The organism is Aeromonas sp. TECH754 (genome assembly GCF_056279295.1).
On sequence record NZ_JBWBRA010000001.1, the window covers coordinates 2,584,606 to 2,607,529 of the forward strand.

At 62.4% G+C, this 22,924-nt stretch carries 18 protein-coding genes; 13 read left to right on the forward strand and 5 right to left on the reverse strand.

Annotated elements, in window-relative coordinates; genetic code table 11:
* Positions 1-7: 7 nt before the first annotated feature.
* Together fliE and ACZ9IL_RS11480 are read right to left on the reverse strand one after the other, a co-directional pair.
* A complete protein-coding gene (gene fliE, locus ACZ9IL_RS11475) occupies positions 8-325 on the reverse strand; it encodes a flagellar hook-basal body complex protein FliE (protein ID WP_042642266.1) in 318 nt (105 codons plus the stop codon).
* Positions 326-543: 218 nt separating this feature from the next.
* Complete coding sequence (locus ACZ9IL_RS11480) at positions 544-1,320, reverse strand: lipid-binding SYLF domain-containing protein (RefSeq protein WP_476003633.1); 777 nt, start codon at positions 1,318-1,320, stop codon at positions 544-546.
* A gap of 363 nt (positions 1,321-1,683) precedes the next feature.
* Between ACZ9IL_RS11480 and rimO the strand changes: the two genes are divergently transcribed.
* The 11 genes from rimO to ACZ9IL_RS11535 all read left to right on the forward strand — a co-directional run bounded on the left by rimO (position 1,684) and on the right by ACZ9IL_RS11535 (position 16,004).
* The gene (rimO, locus tag ACZ9IL_RS11485) at positions 1,684-3,012 is read left to right on the forward strand and encodes a 30S ribosomal protein S12 methylthiotransferase RimO (protein WP_476003634.1); all 1,329 of its coding nucleotides are present in this window, start codon (positions 1,684-1,686) and stop codon (positions 3,010-3,012) included.
* A 583-nt stretch (positions 3,013-3,595) separates the two neighbouring features.
* Positions 3,596-5,278 (forward strand): ABC transporter substrate-binding protein, encoded by a 1,683-nt coding sequence (locus ACZ9IL_RS11490; RefSeq protein ID WP_042642271.1) that lies wholly within the window; start codon positions 3,596-3,598, stop codon positions 5,276-5,278.
* Positions 5,279-5,395: 117 nt separating this feature from the next.
* Entirely contained in the window at positions 5,396-6,379 is a 984-nt protein-coding gene (locus ACZ9IL_RS11495; protein WP_042642273.1) for an ABC transporter permease, read from the forward strand.
* Between the two features lies 1 nt (position 6,380).
* Positions 6,381-7,292, forward strand: a complete 912-nt coding sequence (locus tag ACZ9IL_RS11500; RefSeq protein ID WP_476003635.1) for an ABC transporter permease — start codon at positions 6,381-6,383, stop codon at positions 7,290-7,292.
* The gene (locus ACZ9IL_RS11505; protein ID WP_476003636.1) at positions 7,289-8,308 is read left to right on the forward strand and encodes an ABC transporter ATP-binding protein; all 1,020 of its coding nucleotides are present in this window, start codon (positions 7,289-7,291) and stop codon (positions 8,306-8,308) included. Before ACZ9IL_RS11500 ends, ACZ9IL_RS11505 begins: the two co-directional genes overlap by 4 nt.
* Before the next feature lie 11 nt (positions 8,309-8,319).
* Entirely contained in the window at positions 8,320-9,312 is a 993-nt protein-coding gene (locus ACZ9IL_RS11510) for an ABC transporter ATP-binding protein (protein ID WP_476003637.1), read from the forward strand.
* Between the two features lie 63 nt (positions 9,313-9,375).
* Positions 9,376-11,115 carry a glycoside hydrolase family 9 protein gene (locus ACZ9IL_RS11515; RefSeq protein ID WP_476003638.1) on the forward strand — a complete coding sequence of 580 codons (1,740 nt, stop codon included), beginning with the start codon at positions 9,376-9,378 and terminating at the stop codon, positions 11,113-11,115.
* Entirely contained in the window at positions 11,108-11,980 is an 873-nt protein-coding gene (locus ACZ9IL_RS11520; protein WP_476003639.1) for a glucosamine kinase nucleotide-binding domain-containing protein, read from the forward strand. Before ACZ9IL_RS11515 ends, ACZ9IL_RS11520 begins: the two co-directional genes overlap by 8 nt.
* A complete protein-coding gene (locus ACZ9IL_RS11525) occupies positions 11,965-13,830 on the forward strand; it encodes a beta-N-acetylhexosaminidase (RefSeq protein WP_476003640.1) in 1,866 nt (621 codons plus the stop codon). Before ACZ9IL_RS11520 ends, ACZ9IL_RS11525 begins: the two co-directional genes overlap by 16 nt.
* A 196-nt stretch (positions 13,831-14,026) precedes the next feature.
* Positions 14,027-15,580 (forward strand): methyl-accepting chemotaxis protein, encoded by a 1,554-nt coding sequence (locus tag ACZ9IL_RS11530; protein WP_476003641.1) that lies wholly within the window; start codon positions 14,027-14,029, stop codon positions 15,578-15,580.
* Between the two features lie 67 nt (positions 15,581-15,647).
* A complete protein-coding gene (locus tag ACZ9IL_RS11535) occupies positions 15,648-16,004 on the forward strand; it encodes an MGMT family protein (RefSeq protein ID WP_476003642.1) in 357 nt (118 codons plus the stop codon).
* An 11-nt stretch (positions 16,005-16,015) separates the two neighbouring features.
* Here the strand turns inward: ACZ9IL_RS11535 and ACZ9IL_RS11540 are convergent, their stop codons facing one another.
* Complete coding sequence (locus tag ACZ9IL_RS11540; RefSeq protein ID WP_476003643.1) at positions 16,016-16,186, reverse strand: hypothetical protein; 171 nt, start codon at positions 16,184-16,186, stop codon at positions 16,016-16,018.
* 115 nt (positions 16,187-16,301) lie between these two features.
* Positions 16,302-18,926: a type I DNA topoisomerase gene (gene topA / locus ACZ9IL_RS11545; RefSeq protein ID WP_476003644.1), complete on the reverse strand. Its 2,625-nt coding sequence runs from the start codon at positions 18,924-18,926 to the stop codon at positions 16,302-16,304.
* 361 nt (positions 18,927-19,287) lie between these two features.
* Between topA and astB the strand changes: the two genes are divergently transcribed.
* Positions 19,288-20,640: an N-succinylarginine dihydrolase gene (gene astB / locus ACZ9IL_RS11550; protein WP_476003645.1), complete on the forward strand. Its 1,353-nt coding sequence runs from the start codon at positions 19,288-19,290 to the stop codon at positions 20,638-20,640.
* A gap of 218 nt (positions 20,641-20,858) precedes the next feature.
* Here astB and sohB read toward each other — a convergent pair whose 3' ends face one another.
* On the reverse strand, positions 20,859-21,866 hold the full coding sequence (gene sohB / locus ACZ9IL_RS11555) for a protease SohB (protein ID WP_476003646.1): 1,008 nt from the start codon (positions 21,864-21,866) through the stop codon (positions 20,859-20,861).
* Positions 21,867-22,089: 223 nt separating this feature from the next.
* On the opposite strand from sohB, the gene ACZ9IL_RS11560 reads away from it, so the two are divergent.
* Positions 22,090-22,860 (forward strand): YciK family oxidoreductase, encoded by a 771-nt coding sequence (locus tag ACZ9IL_RS11560; RefSeq protein ID WP_476003647.1) that lies wholly within the window; start codon positions 22,090-22,092, stop codon positions 22,858-22,860.
* Positions 22,861-22,924 lie beyond the last annotated feature (64 nt).

Sequence of the window (22,924 nt, forward strand, 5' to 3'; positions counted from 1 at the left end):
AAATCCCTTAGACCGGCATGTTCATGATGGTCTTGTAGGCATCGACCATCTTGTTGCGCACCTGCACCGTCGCCTCGAAGGCGATGGACGATTTCTGTCCGGCGATCATCACCTCGGAGAGATCCACCGACTTGTCGCCCATGTCGAAGCGGGTGCGCAAATCGTTGGCGCCGCCCTGCAGCTCGTTGACGTTGTCGAGCGCCTGTTGCAGCATCTGACCAAAATTCGAGCTGACCTGACGGCCGGGCTGGGTCAGCGGCGTGGCGCCTGCCTCGATCTTGAGTGACTGCATCTCTTGCATCAGGCTGCTTGCACTTATTTCCATCTTCCATCCCCAGACAAATCATTGACGCTGACTGCCACTAAGCAATTAGAGTGCCAACGAATGCAGATCCTGTGATGCCGCGGCGGCGAGTGGTCAGGATTTAGACGAACCAGCCCCTGGTGATGCGCCAGAGTCTGGGCTGATGATGAAAAGACGAGGATCCCGGATAAAAAAATGGCCCGCATCAGGCGGACCATTGTCACAACGGATCTTGAGGGTTATTGGGTCAGATCTTCATCGATCCAGTATTTGGATCCCGTGATGCTGATGCCATACATCAGCCCCTTCTCGCCAATCTGGTAGATGGCCATGCCACCGTTGTAACCGGTATCCAGAGACGCACTCTCCTTGCCGGCCACCACCCCGGCGTCCGAGGTCGCTTCCCAGCCCTTGTTCACGAAGTTGTCGAAGGTCTGCTTGGTCTCAAACAACATCACCTGCTGGTAGAACTTGCCACCGAAGCCGCTCGCCATGCCGGCGCCGAACATCTTCATGTAGGTGTGCTTGTTGCTCGAGCGATTGACCGCCACCCCGGCGCCCTGGTTGGTGTGCACCATCAGGGAGAACTTGCGCGAATCGAACACCGCGTAGCCATAAGCCTTGTCAAACAGCAGCTTGGCGGAGGGTTGTTCGTTGAACAGCCGCACCAGCGCGGTGTCGGCCATGGTATCGAGGGCGGTACGCGCCTCGGTCGGCGTCTTGGGCTCGAGCATGGTGTCGAGCTTCTTGTCCGCCGCCGACAGCCACTCCTTGCCGGTGGCAGCGCTCTCCGCCGTCCAGGCACCGGTCTTGTTGTAGGCATCGGCCCCCCAGCTGGAGACCGACTCCCAGGTCGCCTTGGAGAAGTCGGTGATGCCCTGCCAGGCCTCCTTGCTGGTATCGCTCACCGCCGTGCCCAGCTCGGAGGCGGCTTCCTTCAACTTCGCCCAGTCGGCATGGCTGGGGGTAGACGCCAGTACCAAGGTGGCGACAATCAGCCAGGATCGGCTCTTCATGATGTTCTCCTTATTGCTCGTCAGCGGGTCATCACCCTATCAGATTTAAGCTTATTCAAAGAAGTGCCATGTGCATACCCATTCAGCCTGGGTCAGCATAGAGGCTCGTCAGGTCGTTGCCCTCCATGCCGCGTTGTCACGCGGCCCCAGGCAGTCGCTCCCGCCTCCCGGGAAGCCGATTGCCACCGCCGGACGCACCGTCAGATGCTGGCAGCCTGAATGGCAAATGCCGCGCATCTGGCCCGGATGAAGCGTCACCGGTAAATATTGTTCAGCACGAGCATGCCGGTTGTATAGTTTTTGGTTAGCCATTCCGGTAAAATCCGCGCCCTTAAAGAAGAGCCACCTAAGAGTGATTGAGCGATGTCCAACACAAAACAGGCCCCCAAAGTAGGATTCGTCTCCTTGGGTTGCCCCAAAAATCTGGTCGATTCCGAGCGCATCCTGACCCAGCTGCGTACCGAAGGGTACGACGTGGTGCCCAGCTATGACGATGCGGAGCTGGTGGTGGTCAACACCTGCGGTTTCATCGACAGCGCGGTACAAGAGTCGCTGGAAGCCATCGGCGAAGCCCTGGCCGAGAACGGCAAGGTGATCGTCACCGGCTGCCTCGGCGCCAAAGTGGATCAGATCCGCGAGATCCACCCCAAGGTACTCGAGATCACCGGCCCCCACGCCTACGAAGAGGTGCTGGGTCACGTCCACAAATACGTGGCCAAGCCGACCCACAACCCCTTCACCAGCCTGGTGCCGGCCCACGGCGTCAAGCTGACCCCCCGTCACTACGCCTATCTCAAAATCTCCGAAGGCTGCAACCACCGCTGCACCTTCTGCATCATCCCCTCCATGCGCGGGGATCTGGTGAGCCGCCCCATCGGTGACGTGCTGGCCGAAGCCAAACGCCTGAAAGAAGCCGGCGTGAAGGAACTCCTGGTGATCTCCCAGGACACCTCCGCCTACGGTGTCGATGTCAAACACCGCACCGGTTTCTACGACGGCATGCCGGTCAAGACCAGCATGGTGGCCCTGTGCGAAGAGCTGGCCAAGCTCGACATCTGGGTGCGCCTGCACTACGTCTACCCCTACCCGCACGTGGATGACGTCATCCCGCTGATGCGCGATGGCAAGGTGCTGCCCTACCTCGACATCCCGCTGCAACACGCCAGCCCGCGCATCCTGAAATTGATGAAGCGTCCCGGCACCGTCGAGCGCACCCTGGAGCGCATCCAGAAGTGGCGCGAGATCTGCCCCGAAATCACCCTGCGTTCCACCTTCATCGTCGGCTTCCCCGGCGAGACCGAAGAAGAGTTCCAGATGCTGCTGGACTTCATCGACAAGGCGGAACTGGACCGGGTCGGCTGCTTCAAATACAGCCCGGTCGATGGCGCCAAGGCCAACGAGCTGCCTGATCCGGTGCCGGAAGACATCCAGGAAGAGCGCTTCGTGCGCTTCATGGAGCTGCAACAGCAGGTCTCCATCCGCAAGCTCGCCCGCAAGGTCGGCAAGGAGATGACGGTGCTGATCGACGAGGTGGACGCAGAGGGCGCCACCGGTCGATCCTTCGCCGATGCCCCCGAGATCGACGGTCTGGTCTACCTCAACGGTGAGACCGGCCTCAAGCCCGGCGACATGGTCAAGGTCCGCATCGATGAAGCGGACGAGTATGACCTCTGGGCCAGCCTGGTAGAGTAACCTCGCCTCTCCCCAGCGGCGCCCATGCCGGTGTCCGGACAAGAGCCAGTCAGCCACGCTGACTGGCTTTTTTATTGGCCGTGAAGAAGTATCCATCCTGCAGGGTCAGTTACTGAGCCCGTCCACCGCCATCAACGACAATCACCCATCGCCTACCAACAGCGGCGTCCCATCCGGGGATGCCCTCAGTGAGCCAGCGCACACTTCTGCATCGCGCTCCGGGTTCTTGTTTCAATCTCGAAAAAAAGCCACCGGACGGAATAAAAAATGAGCACGATCCAGTTCACACAATCGCTTTTAGCTGGCAACAATGAGTGACTTGATGCTCTGTGCTAATTAACATAAAAGGCTAATTTTAAAGGATTAAAAATACAAATTGACGAGAATGACGAGACGACGCACGTTTTTACGATATCGACGAAATGAACAGTTGTTGTTTTCCTGTTAATTCTGCTTTTCTAGTGGTGTTGGACGACACAACTACAAGGGTTCAAAACCTGACCAACACAGAGGGCCGACATCCAAGCATGCGATCTCGGCGCTCCATTCCAAAGATGGAAGACCCAATAAGAAAGGAAAACATATGCTTGCCAAAGTATCCAAAATCGCTACCTCAGTCATGCTGGGAACCCTGATGCTCGGTGCCGCCGGTACCGCCATGGCCGCCGAGAACAAGACGGTGCTGACCCTGGTTGCACAGCAGGAGACCGCATGGGTCAAGAACTTCAACCCCTTCCTGCAGGCCGGTCTGCTGCACACGACCCGTCACTTCATCTATGAGCCGCTGGTGATCTTCAACGATATGCAGGGTGGCAAACCCGTCTATCGTCTGGCCACCAACTACGCCTTCAGCGATGATCTGAAGTCCGTCACCTTCGATCTGCGTGACGGGGTCAAGTGGTCCGATGGTGAAGCCTTCACCGCCGACGATATCCTCTTCTCCTTCAACCTGGTCAAGGCCAACAAGGCGCTGGATGAGCGCTCCATCTGGACTCAGATCAAGAGCGTCGAGAAGCTCGGTGATCACAAGGTCAAGTTCGACCTGACCGAGGTCAACACCAACGTGGTGAACGACCTGGTGCTGGTCCCCATCGTGCCTGAGCACCAGTGGAAATCCGTCAAGGATCCGGTCGCCTTCACCAACGACAAGCCGGTCGGTACCGGTCCCTTCACCGAAGTGGACAACTTCTCCGCCCAGCTCTACACCCAGTGCCGCAACCCGCACTACTGGGACAACGCCAGCCTCTCCATCGACTGCATCCGCATGCCGCAGATGGCCACCAACGACCAGGTACTGGCCGCGGTGATGAAGGGTGACGTGGACTGGTTCGGCTCCTTCGTACCGGACATCGAGCGCCTCTACGTCGGCAACGATCCCAAGAACAACAAGTACTGGTTCCCCGCCTCCGGCACAGTGGCGTTCAACGTCAACTTCCAGACCAAGAACCCGGGCAACCACGAAGCCTTCAACGACATCAACTTCCGCCGCGCCTTCTCCATGGCGATGGACCGCCAGTCCATGGTGGACATCGCGGGCTACGGCTACCCGACCGTCAACGAATACCCGTCCGGCCTTGGCAAGGCATTCGCCTCCTGGGACAACCCGGATGTCGAGAAGAAATACGGCAAGTTCAATAAGTTCGACCTGGAAGGTGCCAAGGCACTGCTGAAACAGGCCGGCTACAAGGACTGTGACGGCGACAAGTTCCTCGACACCCCGAGCTGCAAGAAGATCGAGTTCAAGGTGCTGGTACCGAACGGCTGGACCGACTGGGTCAACACAGTCCAGATCGGGGTGGAAGGCCTGCAGGCACTGGGCCTGAACGCCAAGACCTCCACTCCGGAAGCCACCGTCTGGACCGAGAACCTGATCACCGGTGACTTCGACGTCGCCCTGCAGGGTTACTTCGCCGGTGCCAACCCGCACAAGTACTTCGAGACCGCCTTCCACTCCCGTAACATGGGTGAGCGCGGCAACCGCTTCGCGGCGCCACGTTACAAGGATCCGGCCCTCGACAAGCTGATCGATGACTTCACCCAGACCGCAGATGCGGCCAAGCAGAAAGAGATCATGTTTGCCATCCAGGAGCGCGTCGGGGCCAACCAGACCATCATCCCGGTGTTCAACAACCCGACCTGGTACGAATACAGCACCAAGCGCTTCAATGGCTGGTTCAGTGCCGACAACCCGGTCGCCAAGCCGCAACTGCACCCGGACACCCCGGAGCGTCTGCTGCACGTGTTGTCACTCAAGCCAAACAGCTAACCACCTCGGCCCCCTGCGGGGGGCCCTCTTCCCCGCCATGTCTTCCATCCCTCGCATCCGCCGGGGTTGGGGGAGCTTTGCCCGGCGCGGGGCAGGCTTGCAGTAAAAGGTATCACCATGGGATTTATACTAAGACGCTTCTCCTTCTATCTGGTCGCCTTCCTGGTGGCCGCCACCATCAACTTCCTGTTGCCAAGAGCCATGCCAGGGGATCCCGTCTCCGTCATGTTCGCCCGCGCTGGCGCCATGATGGAACCCGCCGCCCTGGAAGCCCTCAAAGCCACCTTCGGCTTCGTTGACGGCCCTATCGGCACCCAATTTCTCACCTATGTGAAGAGTGTCTTCACCTGGGATCTCGGCACCTCGGTGCGTTATTACCCGCAGCCCGTGGCTGACGTACTCGGCCGTGCCATCGGCTGGACCCTGTTCCTGGTGGGCACCTCCACCATCATCAGTTTCTCTTTCGGCTCCATCGTCGGCATCTTTGCCGCCTGGTACCGGGGCGGACGCATGGACAGCATCCTCTCCCCGCTCACCCTGGTGATGCAGGCCATACCGCCGGTGGTGGTCTCCCTGCTCGCCCTCTTCCTGTTCGGGGTTAGCCTCGGCTGGTTGCCCATCGGCTACGCCTACAGCCCGGAGATCAAGGCCGATTTCGGCTGGGAACACATCAAGAGCATCATGCTGCACGCCATCATGCCGGTCGGCACCCTGGCCCTGGTGCAGGTGGGGGGCTTCCTCATCACCATGCGCAACAACATGATCAACTTGCTGGGTGAGGATTACATCACCATGGCCAAGGCCAAGGGGCTCTCCAGCAACAGGGTTATCTTCAACTACGGGGCCCGCAACGCCGTGCTGCCCAGCGTCACCGCCCTCTCCATGGCGCTCGGTTTCGTCATCGGCGGCTCCCTCATCACCGAGGTCATCTTCAACTATCCGGGCCTGGGTCTGACGCTCTATCAGGGCATACTCGCCCGCGATTACCCCCTCATCCAGGGGCAGCTGCTCATCATGACCATCACCATGCTCAGCTTCAACTTCCTGGCGGACGTGCTCTACGTCTTCCTGGATCCCCGTCTGCGTACAGGAGGTAAATAAGATGCGCATGCCCACTATTCTCAAGATCCTGCTGGGGAACAAGAAGGCGGCCTTCGGGCTCGCCATCGTGGTCACCTTCGTGCTGATGGCCCTGTTTGCCCCGCTGCTCGCCAGCAATGAGCCCACCAAGCGGGTCGCTCGCCCGCACCAGCCCCCCAGCGTGGAGCTGGTGATGGGATCCAGCCGCATGGGTCACGATCTCTGGTCCCAGTTCACCCACGGCGCCCGCATCTCCCTGATGGTGGGATTCGGGGCAGGTCTGCTGGTCTGCGCCCTGGCCATCGGCATCGGCATCACCGCCGGTTATTTCGGTGGCGTGGTCGATGAGTGCCTCACCTTCCTGATGAACGTGGTGCTGGTGATCCCGAACCTCCCCTTGCTACTGGTGCTGGCGAGCTTTATCGGGGAGGCGTCACCGACGGTGATTGCCCTCATCATAGGCTTCACCTCCTGGGCCTACGGCGCCCGGGTGATCCGGGCCCAGACCCTGGCGCTGCGGGAGAAAGAGTTCGTCATCGCCGCCGAGGTGCTGGGTGAGCCGGCCTGGCGCATCATCCTGGTGGAAATACTGCCGAACCTCATCTCCATCATAGGGGTGAGCTTCATCGGCTCCATCATCTACGCCATCGTCACCGAGGCGACCCTGGAGTTCCTGGGGCTCGGCGATCCGACCGTGGTCAGCTGGGGCATCATGCTCTACAACGCCCAGACCTCGAGCGCCATCCTGGTGGGCGCCTGGTGGGAGATCCTGGCCCCCTGCTTCGCCATCGCCACCCTGGGCGCGGGCCTCGCCATGCTCAACTTCGCCATCGACGAGATAGCGAACCCGCAACTGCGTTCCCACAAGGGCCTACGCCGCTGGAAGACACTGGCCGCGCCAGCCCCCATTGCAGCCCAGGAGAAGACAGCATGAAGCCGCAACAACCCCTGCTGTCGGTGCGCCAGCTCTGCGTCGACTACATCACCGAGAGCGGCGACGTGCGCGCCGTCAACTCGGTCAGCTTTGACATCATGCCGGGGGAGGTGTTCGGCCTCGCCGGCGAATCCGGCTGCGGCAAGTCCACGGTCGCCTTCTCGGTGGCCCGGCTGCACAAGCCGCCCGCCTACATCAGCGGCGGCGAGATCCTGTTCAAGGGTGAAAACATACTGCACTTCGATGACGAGCGGCTGCGCAGCTACCGCTGGCGTCAGGCGAGCGTGGTGTTCCAGTCCGCCATGAACGCACTCAACCCCGTGCTGCGCATGGAGGAGCAGTTCTGCGACGTGCTGATCGCCCACAACCCGGGGCTGACCCGCTACGAGGCCATCAAGCGCGCCCAAGAGCTGCTGGAGATCGTCGACATTCACCCGAGCCGGCTGCGGGATTACCCGCACCAGTTCTCCGGCGGCATGCGCCAGCGGCTGGTGATCGCCATCGCCATGGCGCTCAACCCCGAGCTGCTGATCATGGACGAGCCCACCACGGCGCTGGACGTGGTGGTGCAGCGGGAGATCCTGCAGAAGGTCTATGCGCTCAAGGAGAAGTTCAACTTCTCCATCCTGTTCATCACCCACGATCTGTCGCTGATGGTCGAGTTCTGTGATCGCATCGGCATCATGTACGCCGGCGAACTGGTGGAAGTGGCGCCGTCCAAGTCGATTCTGACCGCGCCGCTGCACCCCTACACCAAGGGGCTCGGCAACTCCTTCCCGCCCCTGCACGGCCCGAAAACCGTGCTGGAGGGGATCCCCGGCACCCCGCTCAACCTGCTGGAGGTGCCGGTCGGCTGCCGCTTCCAGGCGCGCTGCGGCAAGGTGCATGCACGCTGCCGCCAGGAATACACCGCCCTCGCCGAGATCCGGCCGGGACAACAGACCGCCTGTCATCTCTATGACGTGGCGGAGCAACAGGATCTTCCGATCTATCTGGACAAGGCCGCTGGCTGTTAAGGATGTCTGTCATGCAAATCGCCCACACCGATGCGCCCATCATCGAGGTCCAGCATCTCTACAAGGACTTCCCCGTCAACTCCAATGCCATCAAGAGTGGCAAGATGCGGGCGCTGTCCGACATCACCTTCAACCTGCACCGGGGCCGCGCCCTGGCGGTGGTGGGGGAGTCCGGCTCCGGCAAGAGCACCATCGCCAAGATCATCGCCAAGATGTACAAGCTCTCCAGCGGTCGCATCCTCTATCGCGGCCGGGATCTGGAGGAGTTCAACAAGGGCACCGCCCTGCTCGACTACCGCCAGAGCGTGCAGATGGTGTGGCAAGATCCGTTCGGTTCGCTCAACCCGACCCACACCATCTACCACCACATCGCCCGCCCCCTGCTGCTGCACAGCAAGGTGCTCGACAAGAAAGACCTGCCGGAGATGGTCTACACCCTGCTGGAGAAGGTGGGGCTGACCCCGGCCAAGGCCACCGCCGCCAAGTACCCGCACCAGCTCTCCGGCGGCCAGCGCCAGCGCGTCAACATCGCCCGCAACCTGGCGGTGGAGGCGGAAGTGGTGCTCGCCGACGAGCCCACCTCCATGCTCGACGTCTCCATCCGCATCGGCATCCTCAACCTGATGGAGCAGATGAAGAACGAACTCGGCGTCTCCATGCTCTACATCACTCACGACATCGCCACCGCCCGCTACGTGGCGGAAGATCTGGCGGTGATGTACGTGGGCCACATGGTGGAGTGGGGCGAGGTGGACGAGATCCTGCATCACCCCCAGCACCCCTACACCCAGCTGCTCATCTCCGCGGTGCCGGATCCGGAGAAGAGCATCCACGCCGAGCTGGAAGGGGGCCGCAAGGGCGAGATCCCGCTGTGGACGCCGGAATCCCGTGGTTGCCCCTTTGCCGGTCGCTGCCATCAGGCCATGGCTCGCTGCAAGGAGAGCCTGCCGCCGGTGACCAAGCTCGCCGACAACCACTTCGTGCGCTGCTACCTGCACGAATAAACCGACCCGCGGGCGGCCCGGCCGCCCGTCCATCTTCTCGCCCACCATAGGAGCACAGGCGCGATGGAACTCTTGATAAACCAGGTGGGTTACGACTGTGACGGCCACAAGCTGGCCCTGTTGCAGAGCAGCGCCGACGCCGACCTCGTTGGCCTGGTACGGCTGCTGCGCCTCGATGATGGCCAGATCCTGTTCGAGGCGCCGCTGCAGGCCGCAGGCCAGGTGCCTGGCTGGCAGGGCCGCACCTTCTGGCGCGCCGACTTCAGCGCCTTCAGGGAACCCGGCCAGTACCGGCTGGAGGCCATCACGACGTCCTCCGGCGCCATAGACCCGACTCCGTCCGTCACTCGCTCCGCCCGTTTCGCCATCGGCCCCGAGCTGCTGAGTCGCAACTGCCTCTCCGATGTGATCCATTACTTCAAGGGCCAGCGCGCGAGCGGCGCTTTCGATCGGGCCGACCGCGCCGCCCGGCTGTTTGGCAGCGAGCAGCGACGGGATGTGCACGGCGGCTGGTTCGATGCCAGTGGCGACATGAGCAAGTACTTGAGCCACCTCTCCTACGCCAACTACCTCAATCCCCAGCAGACCCCCATGGTGGTCTGGGCCCTGCTCAAGTGCCGGGAATTGCTGGCGACGCGCACCGATATCGACAGCCTGAACCTGTGCAAGCGGCTCAACGACGAGGCGCTGCACGGCGCCGATTTCCTCTGCCGGATGCAAGATGAGTCCGGCTTCTTCTACATGACCCTGTTCGACAAGTGGAGCAAGGATCCCGAGCAGCGCGAGCTGTGCGCCTACGCCACCCAGCAAGGACTCAAATCCAGGGACTGGCAGGCCGGTTTCCGGCAAGGGGGTGGCATGGCCATCGCCGCCCTGGCCCGCGCCGCCCGTGAATCTACCACGGGTGATTTCGATGCCAGCCGCTATGCCAGCGCGGCCAGCAGCGGCTACCTGCACCTGCGCGAACACAACCTCGCCTACCTGGATGACGGGGTCGAGAACATCATCGACGACTACTGCGCCCTGCTCGCCGCCGTCGAGCTGACCCAGACCCTGGGCGAGGCATGGCTCGGCGAGGCCAGAGGCAGGGCAAGCCGGCTCTGCGCCCGCCAGCGCCCGCACCCGGAGCTCGGCCACCATTGGTCCGCCAACGACGACGGCTCGCGCCCCTACTATCACGCCGCCGAGGCGGGTCTGCCGGTGCTGGCACTGATCGAATACTTGGGCATAGAGCCGGATCCGGCGCGCAAGGCTGCCGTACTCTCGGTGGTACAGCAGGCGCTGGCCGCCGAACTGGCGCTGGCCGCCCGGGCGGGCAACCCCTTCGCCCTCGCCCGCCAGTATGTGAAGGGGGTGGACGAAGCCCCCCGCGTCAGCTTCTTCATCCCCCACCACAACGAATCCGGTTACTGGTGGCAGGGAGAGAACGCCCGGCTAGCCTCCCTGGCCGCCATGACATTTTCAGCCGCAAAATTGCTGCCACAGCAGAACAAACCGCTACTGACCTTCGGCCAGCGCCAGCTCGACTGGATTTTGGGGCAGAACCCCTTCAATGCCTGCATGCTGGCGGGGCACGGCATCAACAACCCGGGCTACACCGCCGGCTACCCCAATGCGCTCGGCGGGATCTGCAACGGCATCACCGCCGGGTTCGATGACGAGGCCGACATCGCCTTCATTCCCGAGGCATACAAGGATCGGCTGGATCAGAACTGGCGCTGGGGGGAGCAGTGGATCCCCCACGCCGCCTGGTTTGCCCTGGCCATCTGCTGGCAAAGCAGCCTAGGGGGCCAGCATGATTGAGTACTGGGTCGGGGTAGACGGCGGCGGCACCCACAGCCGCGCCCGTATCCGCGATCGGGCCGGGAAACTGCTGGGGGAAGGTCGGGCGGCGGGCTCCAATCTGGAGCTCGGCATCCCACTGGCCCACGCCAACGTGCTGGCCGCCATCGAGCTGGCCCGCACCGCGGCGGGCTTGCCCAAAGAGAGCGAGCAGCAGATGGGGGTGGGGTTGGCGCTGGCCTCCGCCGAGCTGGCCGACTGCTACCAGGCCCTGCTGGCCATGCCCTTCCCCTTTGCCAGCGTCAGGCTCACCTCGGATGCCTTCGGTGCCTGCCTCGGCGCCTTCGGCGGCCGGGAGGGGGCCATTCTCATCGCCGGCACCGGCTCGGCCGGGCTCATCTACCAGGATGGCCGGCTGCGCACCTGCTCCGGCCGCGGTTTCCCCATCTCGGATCTCGGCAGCGGCGCCTGGCTCGGCCTGCGCGCCATCCAGCAGGCGCTGCTCTGCCACGACGGCATCCTGCCCCCCAGCACGCTCGCCATCCGCCTGCTCGCTCACTTCAAGCAGGATCAGGCCGAGGTGGTGCGGTGGGCGGCCAAGGCCATTCCGGCCGACTATGGCCGCTTCGCCCCCTGGGTGTTCGACGCCGCCAGCGACGGTGACGAGCTCGCCTGCCAGCTGCTGGATGAAACCTGTGCCCAGTTGCAGACCCTGCTGACGGGGATGCAGCAACTGGGAGCCAGGCAGATTGCCCTGCTGGGCGGGGTCGGCACGCGCCTGGCTCCCCGCCTTGCCCACCTCAACCTGGTTCCCCCCAGGGCAGATGCCCTTGAGGGAGCCATTCTGTTCGCTCAATCAGAGGAATTTCCATGTCTACACCCCTGATCCACAGCCAGATCGACCGACGTGACGGTGACGATGTCTGGTTCCGCTTCAACCTGAGCCAGCTCCCGGCCACCCCCTGGAAGCTTCACTTCTGCCTTGCTCGCCACATAGACCCGGCCTCGGTCGAGGGCGGATCTCTGGAGCGCCAGAGTGGCAGCTACAAGGTCTTGATCCCGCAAACGGGGGCCAGCGAGCTGCGCTTCTGCTGCCGCAACACCCCCGTCAAGCGCCTCTCCGACCTGCCTCAGGGCTTCTTCCTGAGTCTGACCGAGGGCAGCGGCGCTCCCCAGCTGCTGCCGGTGAGCCTGATCAATCTGCCGTTCGATCTGTCATCGCCGCCGTCTGCGGGCCCGGAGCTGCCCGAGGTGGAGCCGGCCAACGGCATAGTGCCCCAACCCGCCCATCAGGTGTTGACCGAAGGCAACTTCCGGCTGGCAGAGCGGGCTCATGTCAGCGGCCCCGGTTCGCTGACCGGCCTGCTGGCCCATTTCAACGAGCTGACCGGCCTCGCCCTGACCCAGGATCACGACCCGGAGATCCGGCTGATTGAGGCACCTCTGGCGCCCGAGGCTTATCGGCTCTCCATCACCCCAGCAGAGATTGTCATCCAGGCGGCGGGTGAGGCCGGTTGGCGTCACGGCCTGGTGAGTCTGGCCCAGTGGGCGCTGCAACACGGTGAGAGCCTGCCCTGCCTCGAGCTGACGGACACGCCGCGCTTCGGTTTTCGCGGCATCTTCCTCGACTGCGCCCGCCACTTCCACTCCATCGCCACCATCAAGCGCCTGCTCAAACAGATGAGCCTCTACAAGTTCAACCGCTTCCACTGGCACCTGACCGATGACGAGGGCTGGCGCCTCGAGATCAAGGCCTTCCCGCAGCTGACCGAGCTGGCTGCCTGGCGCGGATATGGGCTGGCGGTCGATCCCCAGCTCAGCGGTGGCGCCGAGCCTTACGGCGGGTACTACACCCAGAGCGAGGTGCGCGAGCTGGTGGCCTACGCCGCCGGGCTCGGCATCAGCGTCATCCCGGAAATAGACATCCCGGGTCACTGCCACGCGGCCATCAAGGCGCTGCCGACGCTGCTGCGCGAAGAGGCGGATCACTCCCGCTACCTGTCGGTGCAGTATTTCGACGACAACGTGCTCAACCCCGCCCTACCCGGCACCTATGAGTTCCTCGAGGCGGTGATGGCCGAGGTGTGCGAGCTCTTCCCGGGACCGCAGATACACATGGGGGGAGACGAGGTGCCACGCGGCGTCTGGACCGACAGCCCCGCCTGTCAGCAGCTGATGCAGCGGGAGGGGTATCAGGATTGCCGCGAGTTGCAGGGCCACCTGCTGCGCCACTGCCAGCAATACCTGGCCGCCAGGGACAAACAGATGCTGGGCTGGGAGGAGATACTGCACGGCGACAAGGTGAGCCGGGATGCCGCCATCGTCGCCTGGACCAGCTTCCAGGCCGGGCTGGATGCCGCGAGCCAGGGTTATCCCGTGGTGATGGCGCCGGCCCAGCAGCTCTATCTGGATCAAGCCTATAACCAGGACATTCATGAACCCGGCCTCTACTGGGCCGGCCCGGTCAGCCTGGCGCAAGTCTACGCTTGCAATCCGGCCCCCCTCGATTTCCATGCCAACGATAACATCCTGGGGGTGCTCAGCCCCCTGTGGTCTGAACTGATCATTTCCCGTGATCGGCTCGACTACATGTTGTTCCCGCGCCTGCTGGCCACGGCCGAGGTGGCCTGGAGCACTCCCGCCCGCAAGGCGTGGGAGCACTTCGCCGCCCGCCTGCCCGGTCAGCTGCAGATCCTCAGCCAATGGCAGGTGCGTTACCGGGTGCCGCAGAGGTAGTGTTATCTTTTTCTTTTCGGCGACCTTTTGGTCGCCGTTTTTTTACCGCCAATCAACAAAAAGCCAACCTAAGCCCTACTTTTAATCCGCCTTTGTTGGCAAAATAGGGCCCGAGATGAAGCCGATCAGGAACAAGGTCAGGTTTTCATCCTGTCAATAACCATAACAATCAGCATGAACATCGGAGCTTATCCTTATGGCCCGCAGAGACGTCCAGACACTGGACAGCGAAGTGGAGTTTCCTGCCGACGTACAACTCGTGTCGACCACGGACCTGCGCGGCGTCATCACCTACGCCAACCCCGCCTTCTGCCAGATAGCCGGCTACCATGCCGATGAACTGGTCGGCCAGAATCACAACCTGGTGCGGCACCCCGACATGCCCAAGGCCGCCTTCGCCGATCTGTGGGATCGCCTCAAAGAGGGCAACCCCTGGCGCGGCATAGTGAAGAATCGCTGCAAGGATGGCCGCCACTACTGGGTCGATGCCTATGTGACCCCCATCTACGAGCACGGCAAGGTAAGCGGCTACCAGTCGGTGCGCTGCAAGCCGGAGCCCCAGATCAAGCAGGTCGCCAACCAGACCTATCAGGCCCTGCTCAAGATCGAGCGCGGCGGCGCCAGCCAGCTGCCCTCCCTGAGCCGCTTCAGGCCCGCTCTGCTCACCCTGCTGATGCTGGGGCTGCTCGGCTGGGCCGCCATGACCCAGGGCGCCATGACGGCGCTGCTGATGCTGTTGCCCCTGCTGCTCATCACCGGCGCCTACTGGCGCGAGCTCATCTCACTGCCGCGCTACCTCAAGCAACTCGGCAAGCAATATGACAGCCTGACCCGGCTGGTCTATTCGGGTGATGCCCCGGGCGCCATCGCCGATTTCCACTTGAAGATGCTGCAGGCCCGCATCCGCACCGTGCTGGGGCGGGTCAACGACGCCACCCATCCCTTGCAGACCCTGGCGAGCGATCTGAAGGACTCCTCCCATCAGGCCTTCCTCGACATCAACGAGCAGGATGCCCAGACCCAGCAGATGGCGGCCGCCATGACCCAGATGGCCTGCACGGCCAACGAGATAGCGCGCAACATCCAGGACACCAACGGTCAGGTGACAGAGGCCCGCAGCAGTTGCCAGCACACGGTGCAGCAGCTGGATCAGACCGGACAGCAGATGGAGCAGTTGGCGAAGCAAGCCGAGCAGGCCTTCCACTCCGCGGTGGAGCTCGCCAGCGAGTCGGAGCGGATCGGCAGCCTGATGGGCGAGATCCAGGGCATAGCGGCGCAGACCAACCTGCTGGCCCTCAACGCCGCCATCGAGGCGGCCCGCGCCGGCGAGCAGGGCCGTGGCTTTGCGGTGGTGGCGGACGAGGTCCGCACCCTGTCGACCCGTACCCACAAGGCGACCGAGCAGATCCAGGGCAGCATCCACCAGATCCAGCAGACCCTGGGACGCTGGCAGGGGATGATGCAGGATAACCTGGTGCAGACCCGCGAATGCGCCGAGATGACCCGCCAGGGCTCCGGCAAGCTGCATCTGGTGCTGGGGGAGATAGAGCAGGTCACCGAGTTCTCCACCCAGATAGCGGCCGCGGCCGAGCAACAACAGGCGGTGGTGGAGGAGATCAGCCGCAACATTCACCAGATCTCCCAATACTCCCACGCCAACAGCCAGAAGATGCAGGCAGTGGACGACTCCAGCCAGGAGTTGCTCAAGCGGGCCAGCGAGCTCAGGGGACTGAGCCAGACCTTTGGCTGACGCCTTGCCCAAAAGACCACAGAAGCGCCACAATGGCGCTTCTGTTTGTTAAGAGACGGCCCGACCCATGATGATGGATCCCCCCAAACCCAGCTTGAGCAAGGTCGCGCGCATCGAGGCGATCCTGGCCCTGATCCCGGCGGGTCGGGTGGTGAGCTATGGCCAGGTCGCCGATCTGGCGGGCCTGCCCGGACGTGCACGGCTGGTGGGCAAGGTACTGCGGGAGACCGACAAAACGCTGCCCTGGCACCGCGTGCTGGGGGCCGGCGGCACCATCTCGCTGCCGAAGGGCTCGGCAGGTTTTGATAAACAGACGGGGTTATTGCAGGAGGAGGGCGTGCCGGTGATCGGCGGGCGAGTCAGGATGCGGGAGTGGCAGTGGCAGCCCGACCTGGCCGAGCTGCTGTTTCTGATCCCGTTCTAGGGGCTTTCACTCTATTCACTGAGGAGCGGCCCCAGGATCTCGTCGCTGCGCACCTGCACCGGGATGGTTTCGTCTTCCCGCTGCAGCAACACCAGCAGACTCTGCCTGTCCACCTCCAGCACGTAGGCTGTTCCTTCTCGCGTCAAGCAGGTCATGCCTGGCCGGATCTCGTGTATCTCCATGACAACCTCCGTGTCTAGCACTGCCATCCATGCAGCCACTTCAGTATACCGCCAACTCCCAATAAAAAGGCCCCTGTACGGGGCCTCTTTCATCATTGTGTGAGCAATGGCGCGATCAGGATTTCTTCGCCTTGGGCAAGCTCTCCTGCCACTTTCCGTTGTCGTAGTGGGCCGTCCAGCCCGTCGCCTTGCCGTTGACCTCGGTCATCACGTACTGCTCCTTGGTCTTGCGGCTGAAGCGCACCACGGATGCGTTACCGTCAGGATCTGACGCCGGGGCATCGGCCAGATACTGATGCTTGGGCGAGAGGCGGTCCCGGAAGCGCTTGAGCTCTTCAACCAGTGGCGCACGAGTCTCACGGGATTTCGGGAAGTTGCTGGCGGCGAGGAACAGGCCGGCCGCCCCGTCACGCAGCACGAAGTGGGCGTCGGACTGGCTGCACTTGAGCTCGGGCAAGGGAACCGGATCTTCCTTCGGCGGCGCGATGTCACCGTTTTTCAGGATCTTGCGGGTGTTCTTGCAGGTCTCGTTGGTGCAGCCCATGTACTTGCCGAAACGGCCATTCTTGAGCTGCATCTCGCTGCCGCAGCGATCGCAGTCGATGCTCGGTCCTTCGTAACCCTTGAGCTTGAATTGACCCTGCTCGATTTCGTAGCCATCGCAGTCCGGGTTGCGACCACAGACGTGCAGCTTGCGGCTGTCGTCGATGATGTAGGCATCCATGGCGGTGCCGCAGACGCCGCAGCGGTGCTTGGCACGCAGCGCCTCGGTCTCGGCCTCGTCACCGTCATCGGTGGCGGAGACGAACTCGTCGGCGCTGACCAAATTGATGGTCTTCTTGCAGCGCTCTTTCGGCGGCAGGGCATAGCCGGAACAACCGAGGAAGACGCCGGTGGTGGCGGTACGGATGCCCATCTTGCGGCCGCAATCCGGGCAGTCGATGTCGGTCTGCACCATCTGGTTGGCGCGCATGCCCCCCTCTTCCGCCGGTTTGTCGGCCTGCTCCAGCTCCTGGGTAAACTCGGCGTAGAAGGCATCAAGCACCTTCTTCCACTCCAGGCTGCCTTCGGCGACGCCATCGAGCTTGTCTTCCATCTTGGCGGTGAACTCGTAGTTCATCAGCTCGGCGAAGTTCTCCACCAGCCGGTCGGTGACGATCTCACCCATCTTCTCGGCGAAGAAGCGACGACTCTCGACCCGCACATAACCACGATCGACGATGGTGGAGATGATGGAGGCGTAGGTGGACGGACGGCCGATGCCGCGCTTCTCCAGCTCGCGCACCAGCGCCGCTTCGGTGAAGCGTGCGGGCGGCTTGGTGAAGTGCTGGCGAGGATCCAGCTTGACCAGTTTCAGTATCTCGCCGACGGTCACCGCCGGCAGCTGGTTGTCGTCACCCTTGCGACCCATGGGTGGTAACGCCTTGGTCCAACCGGCGAAACGCAGGGTGCGACCGCGGGCCTTCAACTCGAACTCACCGGCCTTCACGGTCAGGGTGGAGGAGTCGTACTGGGCCGGGGTCATCTGGCAGGCGACGAATTGACGCCAGATGAGGTCATAGAGCCGCATCGCGTCCGGCTCCATCCCTTCCAGCATCTCGGCGGTCACCAGCACGTTGGAGGGGCGGATTGCCTCGTGCGCCTCCTGGGCACCGGCCTTGGAGCCATAGAGGATCGGCTCGGCGGGCAGATAGGCCTGGCCATACTGCTCGCCGATGTATTCGCGCACCGCCTCGACCGCCTCCTTGCTGAGGTTGGTGGAGTCGGTACGCATGTAGGTGATGTAACCCGCTTCATACAGGCGCTGGGCCATCATCATGGTCTTCTTCACCCCGAAGCTCAGACGGGTAGAGGCCGCCTGCTGCAGGGTGGAGGTGATGAAGGGAGCGGACGGCTTGGAGCCGGTCGGCTTGTCTTCCCGGTTCACCACCTTGTAGTCGACCCCTTCCAGGGCCGCCACGGCGGCGAAGGTCTCGGCCTGGGTGACCGGCTTGAAGTCGGCGCCGTTGCGGCTGACCACTTCCATGCGCAGGGCGGCTTGCTCACCGGTCAGCAGATCGGCGTTCAGATCCCAGAACTCCACCGGCACGAACGCCTTGATCTCGCGCTCCTTGTCGACGATGAGGCGTACCGCGACGGACTGTACCCGACCGGCGGAGAGACCGCGCGCCAGCTTCTTCCACAGCAGCGGAGAGACCATGTAGCCCACCACCCGGTCGAGGAAACGACGGGCCTGCTGGGCGTTGACGCGATGGATGTTCAGCTCGGACGGCTGGGCGAACGCTTCCTGGATCGCGGTCTTGGTGATCTCGTTGAACACCACCCGCTTGTAGCGGCTCTCGTCCCCACCGATGATCTCGCGCAGGTGCCAGGCGATCGCCTCTCCCTCTCTATCCAAGTCGGTTGCGAGATAGATGGTGTCGGCCTTGGCGGCCAGACTTTGCAACTCGCTGACCACTTTTTCCTTGCCGGGCAAAATCTGGTAGTTGGCCTGCCAGCCTGCGGTCGGATTGATCCCCATCCTGGAAAACAGGGCGTTGCGATCCTTGGCCGCCTTCTCGGATTCGCTGAGCTTGATGCCGCGAATGACAGGTTTTTTGGGCTCGCTGCTGGCGCTGCCGCTGGTCGGCAGATCGCGAATATGACCGACGCTGGATTTCACCACGTAGTCCTTGCCCAAATATTTGTTGATGGTCTTGGCCTTGGCCGGAGACTCCACTATGACCAGTGATTTGCCCATGCTGTAACTATTATCCTCGTTGCACCCGACGGGGTTGGCGTGCGGTTTTGTGGGGCTGTATAAGAGATTTGACGCAAAAAAGCAATCATGGAGGCAAATTTGCTTGACCAGCCCGCTCCGCACTCTCTCTTTATTTATTAATGCGAAGCCAGGGCGCGGGACGCAACCGCTTTTTTGTTTTTATGCTATATCCCCCCCTTTTTTAGCGTGGAAATGACATAACCAGCCGCCCTCGTCACATAAAAAACCAGCTTGGTTATCAGCTTGTTACAAAAGATGAAATCTCTTTATAATGGCCGCATACCGCAGCTTTGTGCGCGGAAGGAACCGTTCCCCCTATAAAAATCGAAAGGATATCGTGATGAAGCACTTCGAGGTCAACTTCGACGGACTGGTCGGCCCCACCCACAACTATGCCGGCCTCTCCTATGGCAACGTGGCCTCCCAGAGCAACGCCAAGGAAGCCTCCAACCCCAAAGAGGCGGCCAAGCAGGGGCTGCGCAAGATGAAGGCACTGACCGAGCTCGGCATGACCCAGGGGGTACTGGCCCCGCAGGAGCGACCCGATCTCGCCACCCTGCGCCGTCTGGGGTTCAGCGGGTCAGATGCCAGCGTGCTGGCCCAGGCCGCCAAACAGGCGCCCGCCGTGCTGGCCGCCTGTTATTCCGCCTCCAGCATGTGGACCGCCAACGCCGCCACCGTCTCGCCGAGCGCCGATACCCAGGATGGCCGCATCCACTTCACCCCCGCCAACCTGACCAACAAGTTCCACCGTTCCCTCGAACCCGAGGTCACCGGTCGCATCCTGCGCGCCGTGTTCAACAACGATCGCCACTTCTGCCACCATCAGCACCTGCCGGAAAACGATCACTTCGGTGACGAAGGCGCCGCCAACCACACCCGGCTGTGCCGCGCCTACGGTGAGGCCGGGGTCGAACTGTTCGTCTATGGCCGCAGCGCCTTCGACGTCTCCCGGCCTGCCCCCAAGCGCTACCCCGCCCGCCAGACTCGGGAAGCCAGCCAGGCCATCGCCCGCCTGCATGGCCTCGGGGAAGAGAGCGCCGTGTTCATTCAACAGAACCCGGAGGTGATCGATCAGGGGGTGTTCCACAACGACGTGATCGCGGTCGGCAACCAGAACGTCTTGTTCTTCCACCAGCAGGCCTTCCTCAACACCGCCTCGGCGCTGGCGGAAGTGCGCACCAAATTTGGTAACGGAGAGTCCGGCGAGGGAGAGCTGCACTTCATCGAGGTGCCGACCGCCGAGGTGTCGGTGCAGGATGCGGTGAAGTCCTATCTGTTCAACACCCAGATCCTGACCCTGCCCTCCGGTGAGATGGCGATCATCGCCCCCACCGAATGCCGCGACAACCCGGCGGTATCCGCTTATCTGAACAAGTTGGTAACCCTTGGCACACCGATCAAGGGCGTGCATTTTATGGACGTGAAGCAGAGCATGCGCAATGGCGGCGGCCCCGCCTGTCTGCGACTGCGAGTCGCCATGAACGATGCCGAGCTGGCCGCGGTCAACCCGGCCTGCCTCATCGACGATGGTCAGTTCGCCCGCCTGGATCAGTGGGTCGAGCGCCACTACCGCGACAGCCTGGCACTGGACGATCTGCGGGATCCATCCCTGGTGCTGGAGACTCGCACCGCCCTGGACGAGCTGACCCAGATCCTCAGACTCGGCTCCGTCTACCCCTTCCAGCGCTGAGTCGCAGGCATGAAAAAGCCGGGCAAGTGCCCGGCTTTTCGTTGCCCTTTAAATGGCTTCCCAGAACCTGTTTTCGAACTGTCGCGAGAGGTCGTCAGCAAGGTGAAGAACAGCGCAGGAACCGGAGCGTATAGACATACGTGAGCACTCTTGGCTACAAACAAGCGAGCAGCACATGAGCCTTGATCACGACCTCGCAGTAAGATCGGAACAGGTTCTCAGCGCCAGGGGCTCTGTTGCCACAGGCGGCCGAGCGCCCCCTCCAGCGCCTGGGCACCCTGCTGGCCCAGCTTCTGGGTCAGGCTCTTGGGTCTGCGATAGCTGATGCCGATCACCTTGTGGTGGCTGGCCTGGGCCAGCAGGTAGTCGTCGCTGGTGCAGAGGGTATCCACCAGCCCGAGCTGCTTGGCCTGGCTTGCCAGCCAGTGTTCACCGGTTGTGACCTTGTCGATATCGAGGTTGGGTCTGTGCTCGCCCACGAACGCCTTGAAGCGCTCGTGAATGGCGCCGAGCTCCTCGCGAAACTTCTCCCGGCCCAGATCGTCGTTCTCGCCAAACATGGTGATGGTGCGCTTGTACTGGCCGGCGGTGTGCATCTCGAACTCGATGTCGTGCTTCTTGAGCAGCTTGTTGAAGTTCGGCAACTGGGCTATCACCCCGATGGAGCCGACGATGGCGAAGGGCGCTGCCAGGATCTGGTCTGCCACGCAGGCCATCATGTAGCCGCCGCTCGCCGCCACCTTGTCGATGGCCACGGTGAGCTTGATGTCCCTGTCGCGCAGGCGTTGCAACTGGGAGGCCGCGAGACCGTAACCATGCACCACGCCGCCACCGGATTCGAGCCGCAGCAGCACCTCGTCACCGGGCTGGGCGACCCCTATCACGGCGCTCACCTCTTCGCGCAGGGAGCTCACTTCTTTAGCGTCCATGCTGCCGTGAAAATCGAGCACAAACAGCCGGCTGCGTTCATCGATCGCCTTGGCGCTCGCCTTGTGATCGGCCTTACGTGCCTTCTCGAGCTGCTTGCGCTGGCGCTTGTCAGCCAGTGCAGCCTGCAGCTGATGACGCCCCTGCTCCAGCTCGCGAGAGAGATCGGTCACCACCAGCTCCCCTTTGCGTGCCTTGGGCTGACGGCTGCCTGCAACTATCAGGACGATGGCACCAATGGCCAGCAGGAAGGTGAGGGTCTTGGCCAGAAACAGGCCGTACTCGGTCAAAAATGCCACTTGAAGCTCCACGATGAGTCGGTTTTTTCACATAGTAAGGAGTTTGACCGGATCGTGCAAAACCTCTGCCATTGTCCCCGGGATCTTGCCCCTAATCGGCCCTAGCCCCCTGTTTTATTCACATTTTTGCCGTCTCATACTGGTCAAAGGCTGTGCCGGATCAGTACACTTGCCCCCTTATTGGTACCGTCCATCTGTCACGAATTTGTTAACAGGAGTCCACATGCTCGATTATCAGGCCCCCAGGGCACTGCTCAAGGACAAGGTCATTCTGGTGACGGGGGCCGGTGACGGCATTGGCCGCGAGGCGGCGCTCACCTATGCCGCCCACGGCGCCACCGTGATACTGCTCGGCCGCACCAGTGCCAAGCTCGAGGCTGTCTACGACCAGATCGAGGCCGCCGGCCACCCCCTGCCCGCCATAGTGCCGGTGGACTTGAAAGGCGCGACCGCCAGCCACTACCGCGGCATGGCCGAGACCTTCGCCCAGCAGTTTGGCCGTCTCGACGGCGTGCTGTTCAACGCCGGTCTGCTCGGCACCCTGTCACCGTTCGAACACATCCAGGAGAAGGAGTGGGACGAGGTGATGCAGGTCAACGTCAAATCCGAATTCCTGCTGACTCAGGCGCTGCTGCCACTCATCCGCCAGACCGCCAAGGAGCACGGCGATGCCTCCATCGTCTACACCTCCTCCAGCGTGGGTCGCAAGGGCCGCGCCTACTGGGGCACCTATGCCATCTCCAAGTTTGCCATCGAGGGGATGATGGAGGTGCTGGCGGACGAGCTGGAAAATACCCGGGTGCGGGTCAATACCCTCAACCCGGGCGGTACCCGCACCAAGATGCGCGCCAGCGCCTTCCCGGCGGAAGATCCGCAACTGCTGAAGACTCCGGCCGAGCTGATGCCGCTCTATCTCTACCTGATGGGAAATGACAGCCGTGGCCAAACCGGCCAGACCTTTGTTGCCCAACCGAAAGCGGCCCAGCCCAAATAAATCAACAAAAATAACCAGATAGGGTTAAATTGAAGAGGGGTGTCAGTGGCACCCTGTTGAATCC

What these genes read in the sequence shown, in the direction of transcription:
- fliE (WP_042642266.1), bottom strand. Translation starts at nt 325, where the DNA reads ATGGAAATAAGTGCAAGCAGCCTGATGCAAGAGATGCAGTCACTCAAG.
- ACZ9IL_RS11480 (WP_476003633.1), bottom strand. Translation starts at nt 1,320, where the DNA reads ATGAAGAGCCGATCCTGGCTGATTGTCGCCACCTTGGTACTGGCGTCT.
- rimO (WP_476003634.1), top strand. Translation starts at nt 1,684, where the DNA reads ATGTCCAACACAAAACAGGCCCCCAAAGTAGGATTCGTCTCCTTGGGT.
- ACZ9IL_RS11490 (WP_042642271.1), top strand. Translation starts at nt 3,596, where the DNA reads ATGCTTGCCAAAGTATCCAAAATCGCTACCTCAGTCATGCTGGGAACC.
- ACZ9IL_RS11495 (WP_042642273.1), top strand. Translation starts at nt 5,396, where the DNA reads ATGGGATTTATACTAAGACGCTTCTCCTTCTATCTGGTCGCCTTCCTG.
- ACZ9IL_RS11500 (WP_476003635.1), top strand. Translation starts at nt 6,381, where the DNA reads ATGCGCATGCCCACTATTCTCAAGATCCTGCTGGGGAACAAGAAGGCG.
- ACZ9IL_RS11505 (WP_476003636.1), top strand. Translation starts at nt 7,289, where the DNA reads ATGAAGCCGCAACAACCCCTGCTGTCGGTGCGCCAGCTCTGCGTCGAC.
- ACZ9IL_RS11510 (WP_476003637.1), top strand. Translation starts at nt 8,320, where the DNA reads ATGCAAATCGCCCACACCGATGCGCCCATCATCGAGGTCCAGCATCTC.
- ACZ9IL_RS11515 (WP_476003638.1), top strand. Translation starts at nt 9,376, where the DNA reads ATGGAACTCTTGATAAACCAGGTGGGTTACGACTGTGACGGCCACAAG.
- ACZ9IL_RS11520 (WP_476003639.1), top strand. Translation starts at nt 11,108, where the DNA reads ATGATTGAGTACTGGGTCGGGGTAGACGGCGGCGGCACCCACAGCCGC.
- ACZ9IL_RS11525 (WP_476003640.1), top strand. Translation starts at nt 11,965, where the DNA reads ATGTCTACACCCCTGATCCACAGCCAGATCGACCGACGTGACGGTGAC.
- ACZ9IL_RS11530 (WP_476003641.1), top strand. Translation starts at nt 14,027, where the DNA reads ATGGCCCGCAGAGACGTCCAGACACTGGACAGCGAAGTGGAGTTTCCT.
- ACZ9IL_RS11535 (WP_476003642.1), top strand. Translation starts at nt 15,648, where the DNA reads ATGATGATGGATCCCCCCAAACCCAGCTTGAGCAAGGTCGCGCGCATC.
- ACZ9IL_RS11540 (WP_476003643.1), bottom strand. Translation starts at nt 16,186, where the DNA reads ATGGAGATACACGAGATCCGGCCAGGCATGACCTGCTTGACGCGAGAA.
- topA (WP_476003644.1), bottom strand. Translation starts at nt 18,926, where the DNA reads ATGGGCAAATCACTGGTCATAGTGGAGTCTCCGGCCAAGGCCAAGACC.
- astB (WP_476003645.1), top strand. Translation starts at nt 19,288, where the DNA reads ATGAAGCACTTCGAGGTCAACTTCGACGGACTGGTCGGCCCCACCCAC.
- ACZ9IL_RS11560 (WP_476003647.1), top strand. Translation starts at nt 22,090, where the DNA reads ATGCTCGATTATCAGGCCCCCAGGGCACTGCTCAAGGACAAGGTCATT.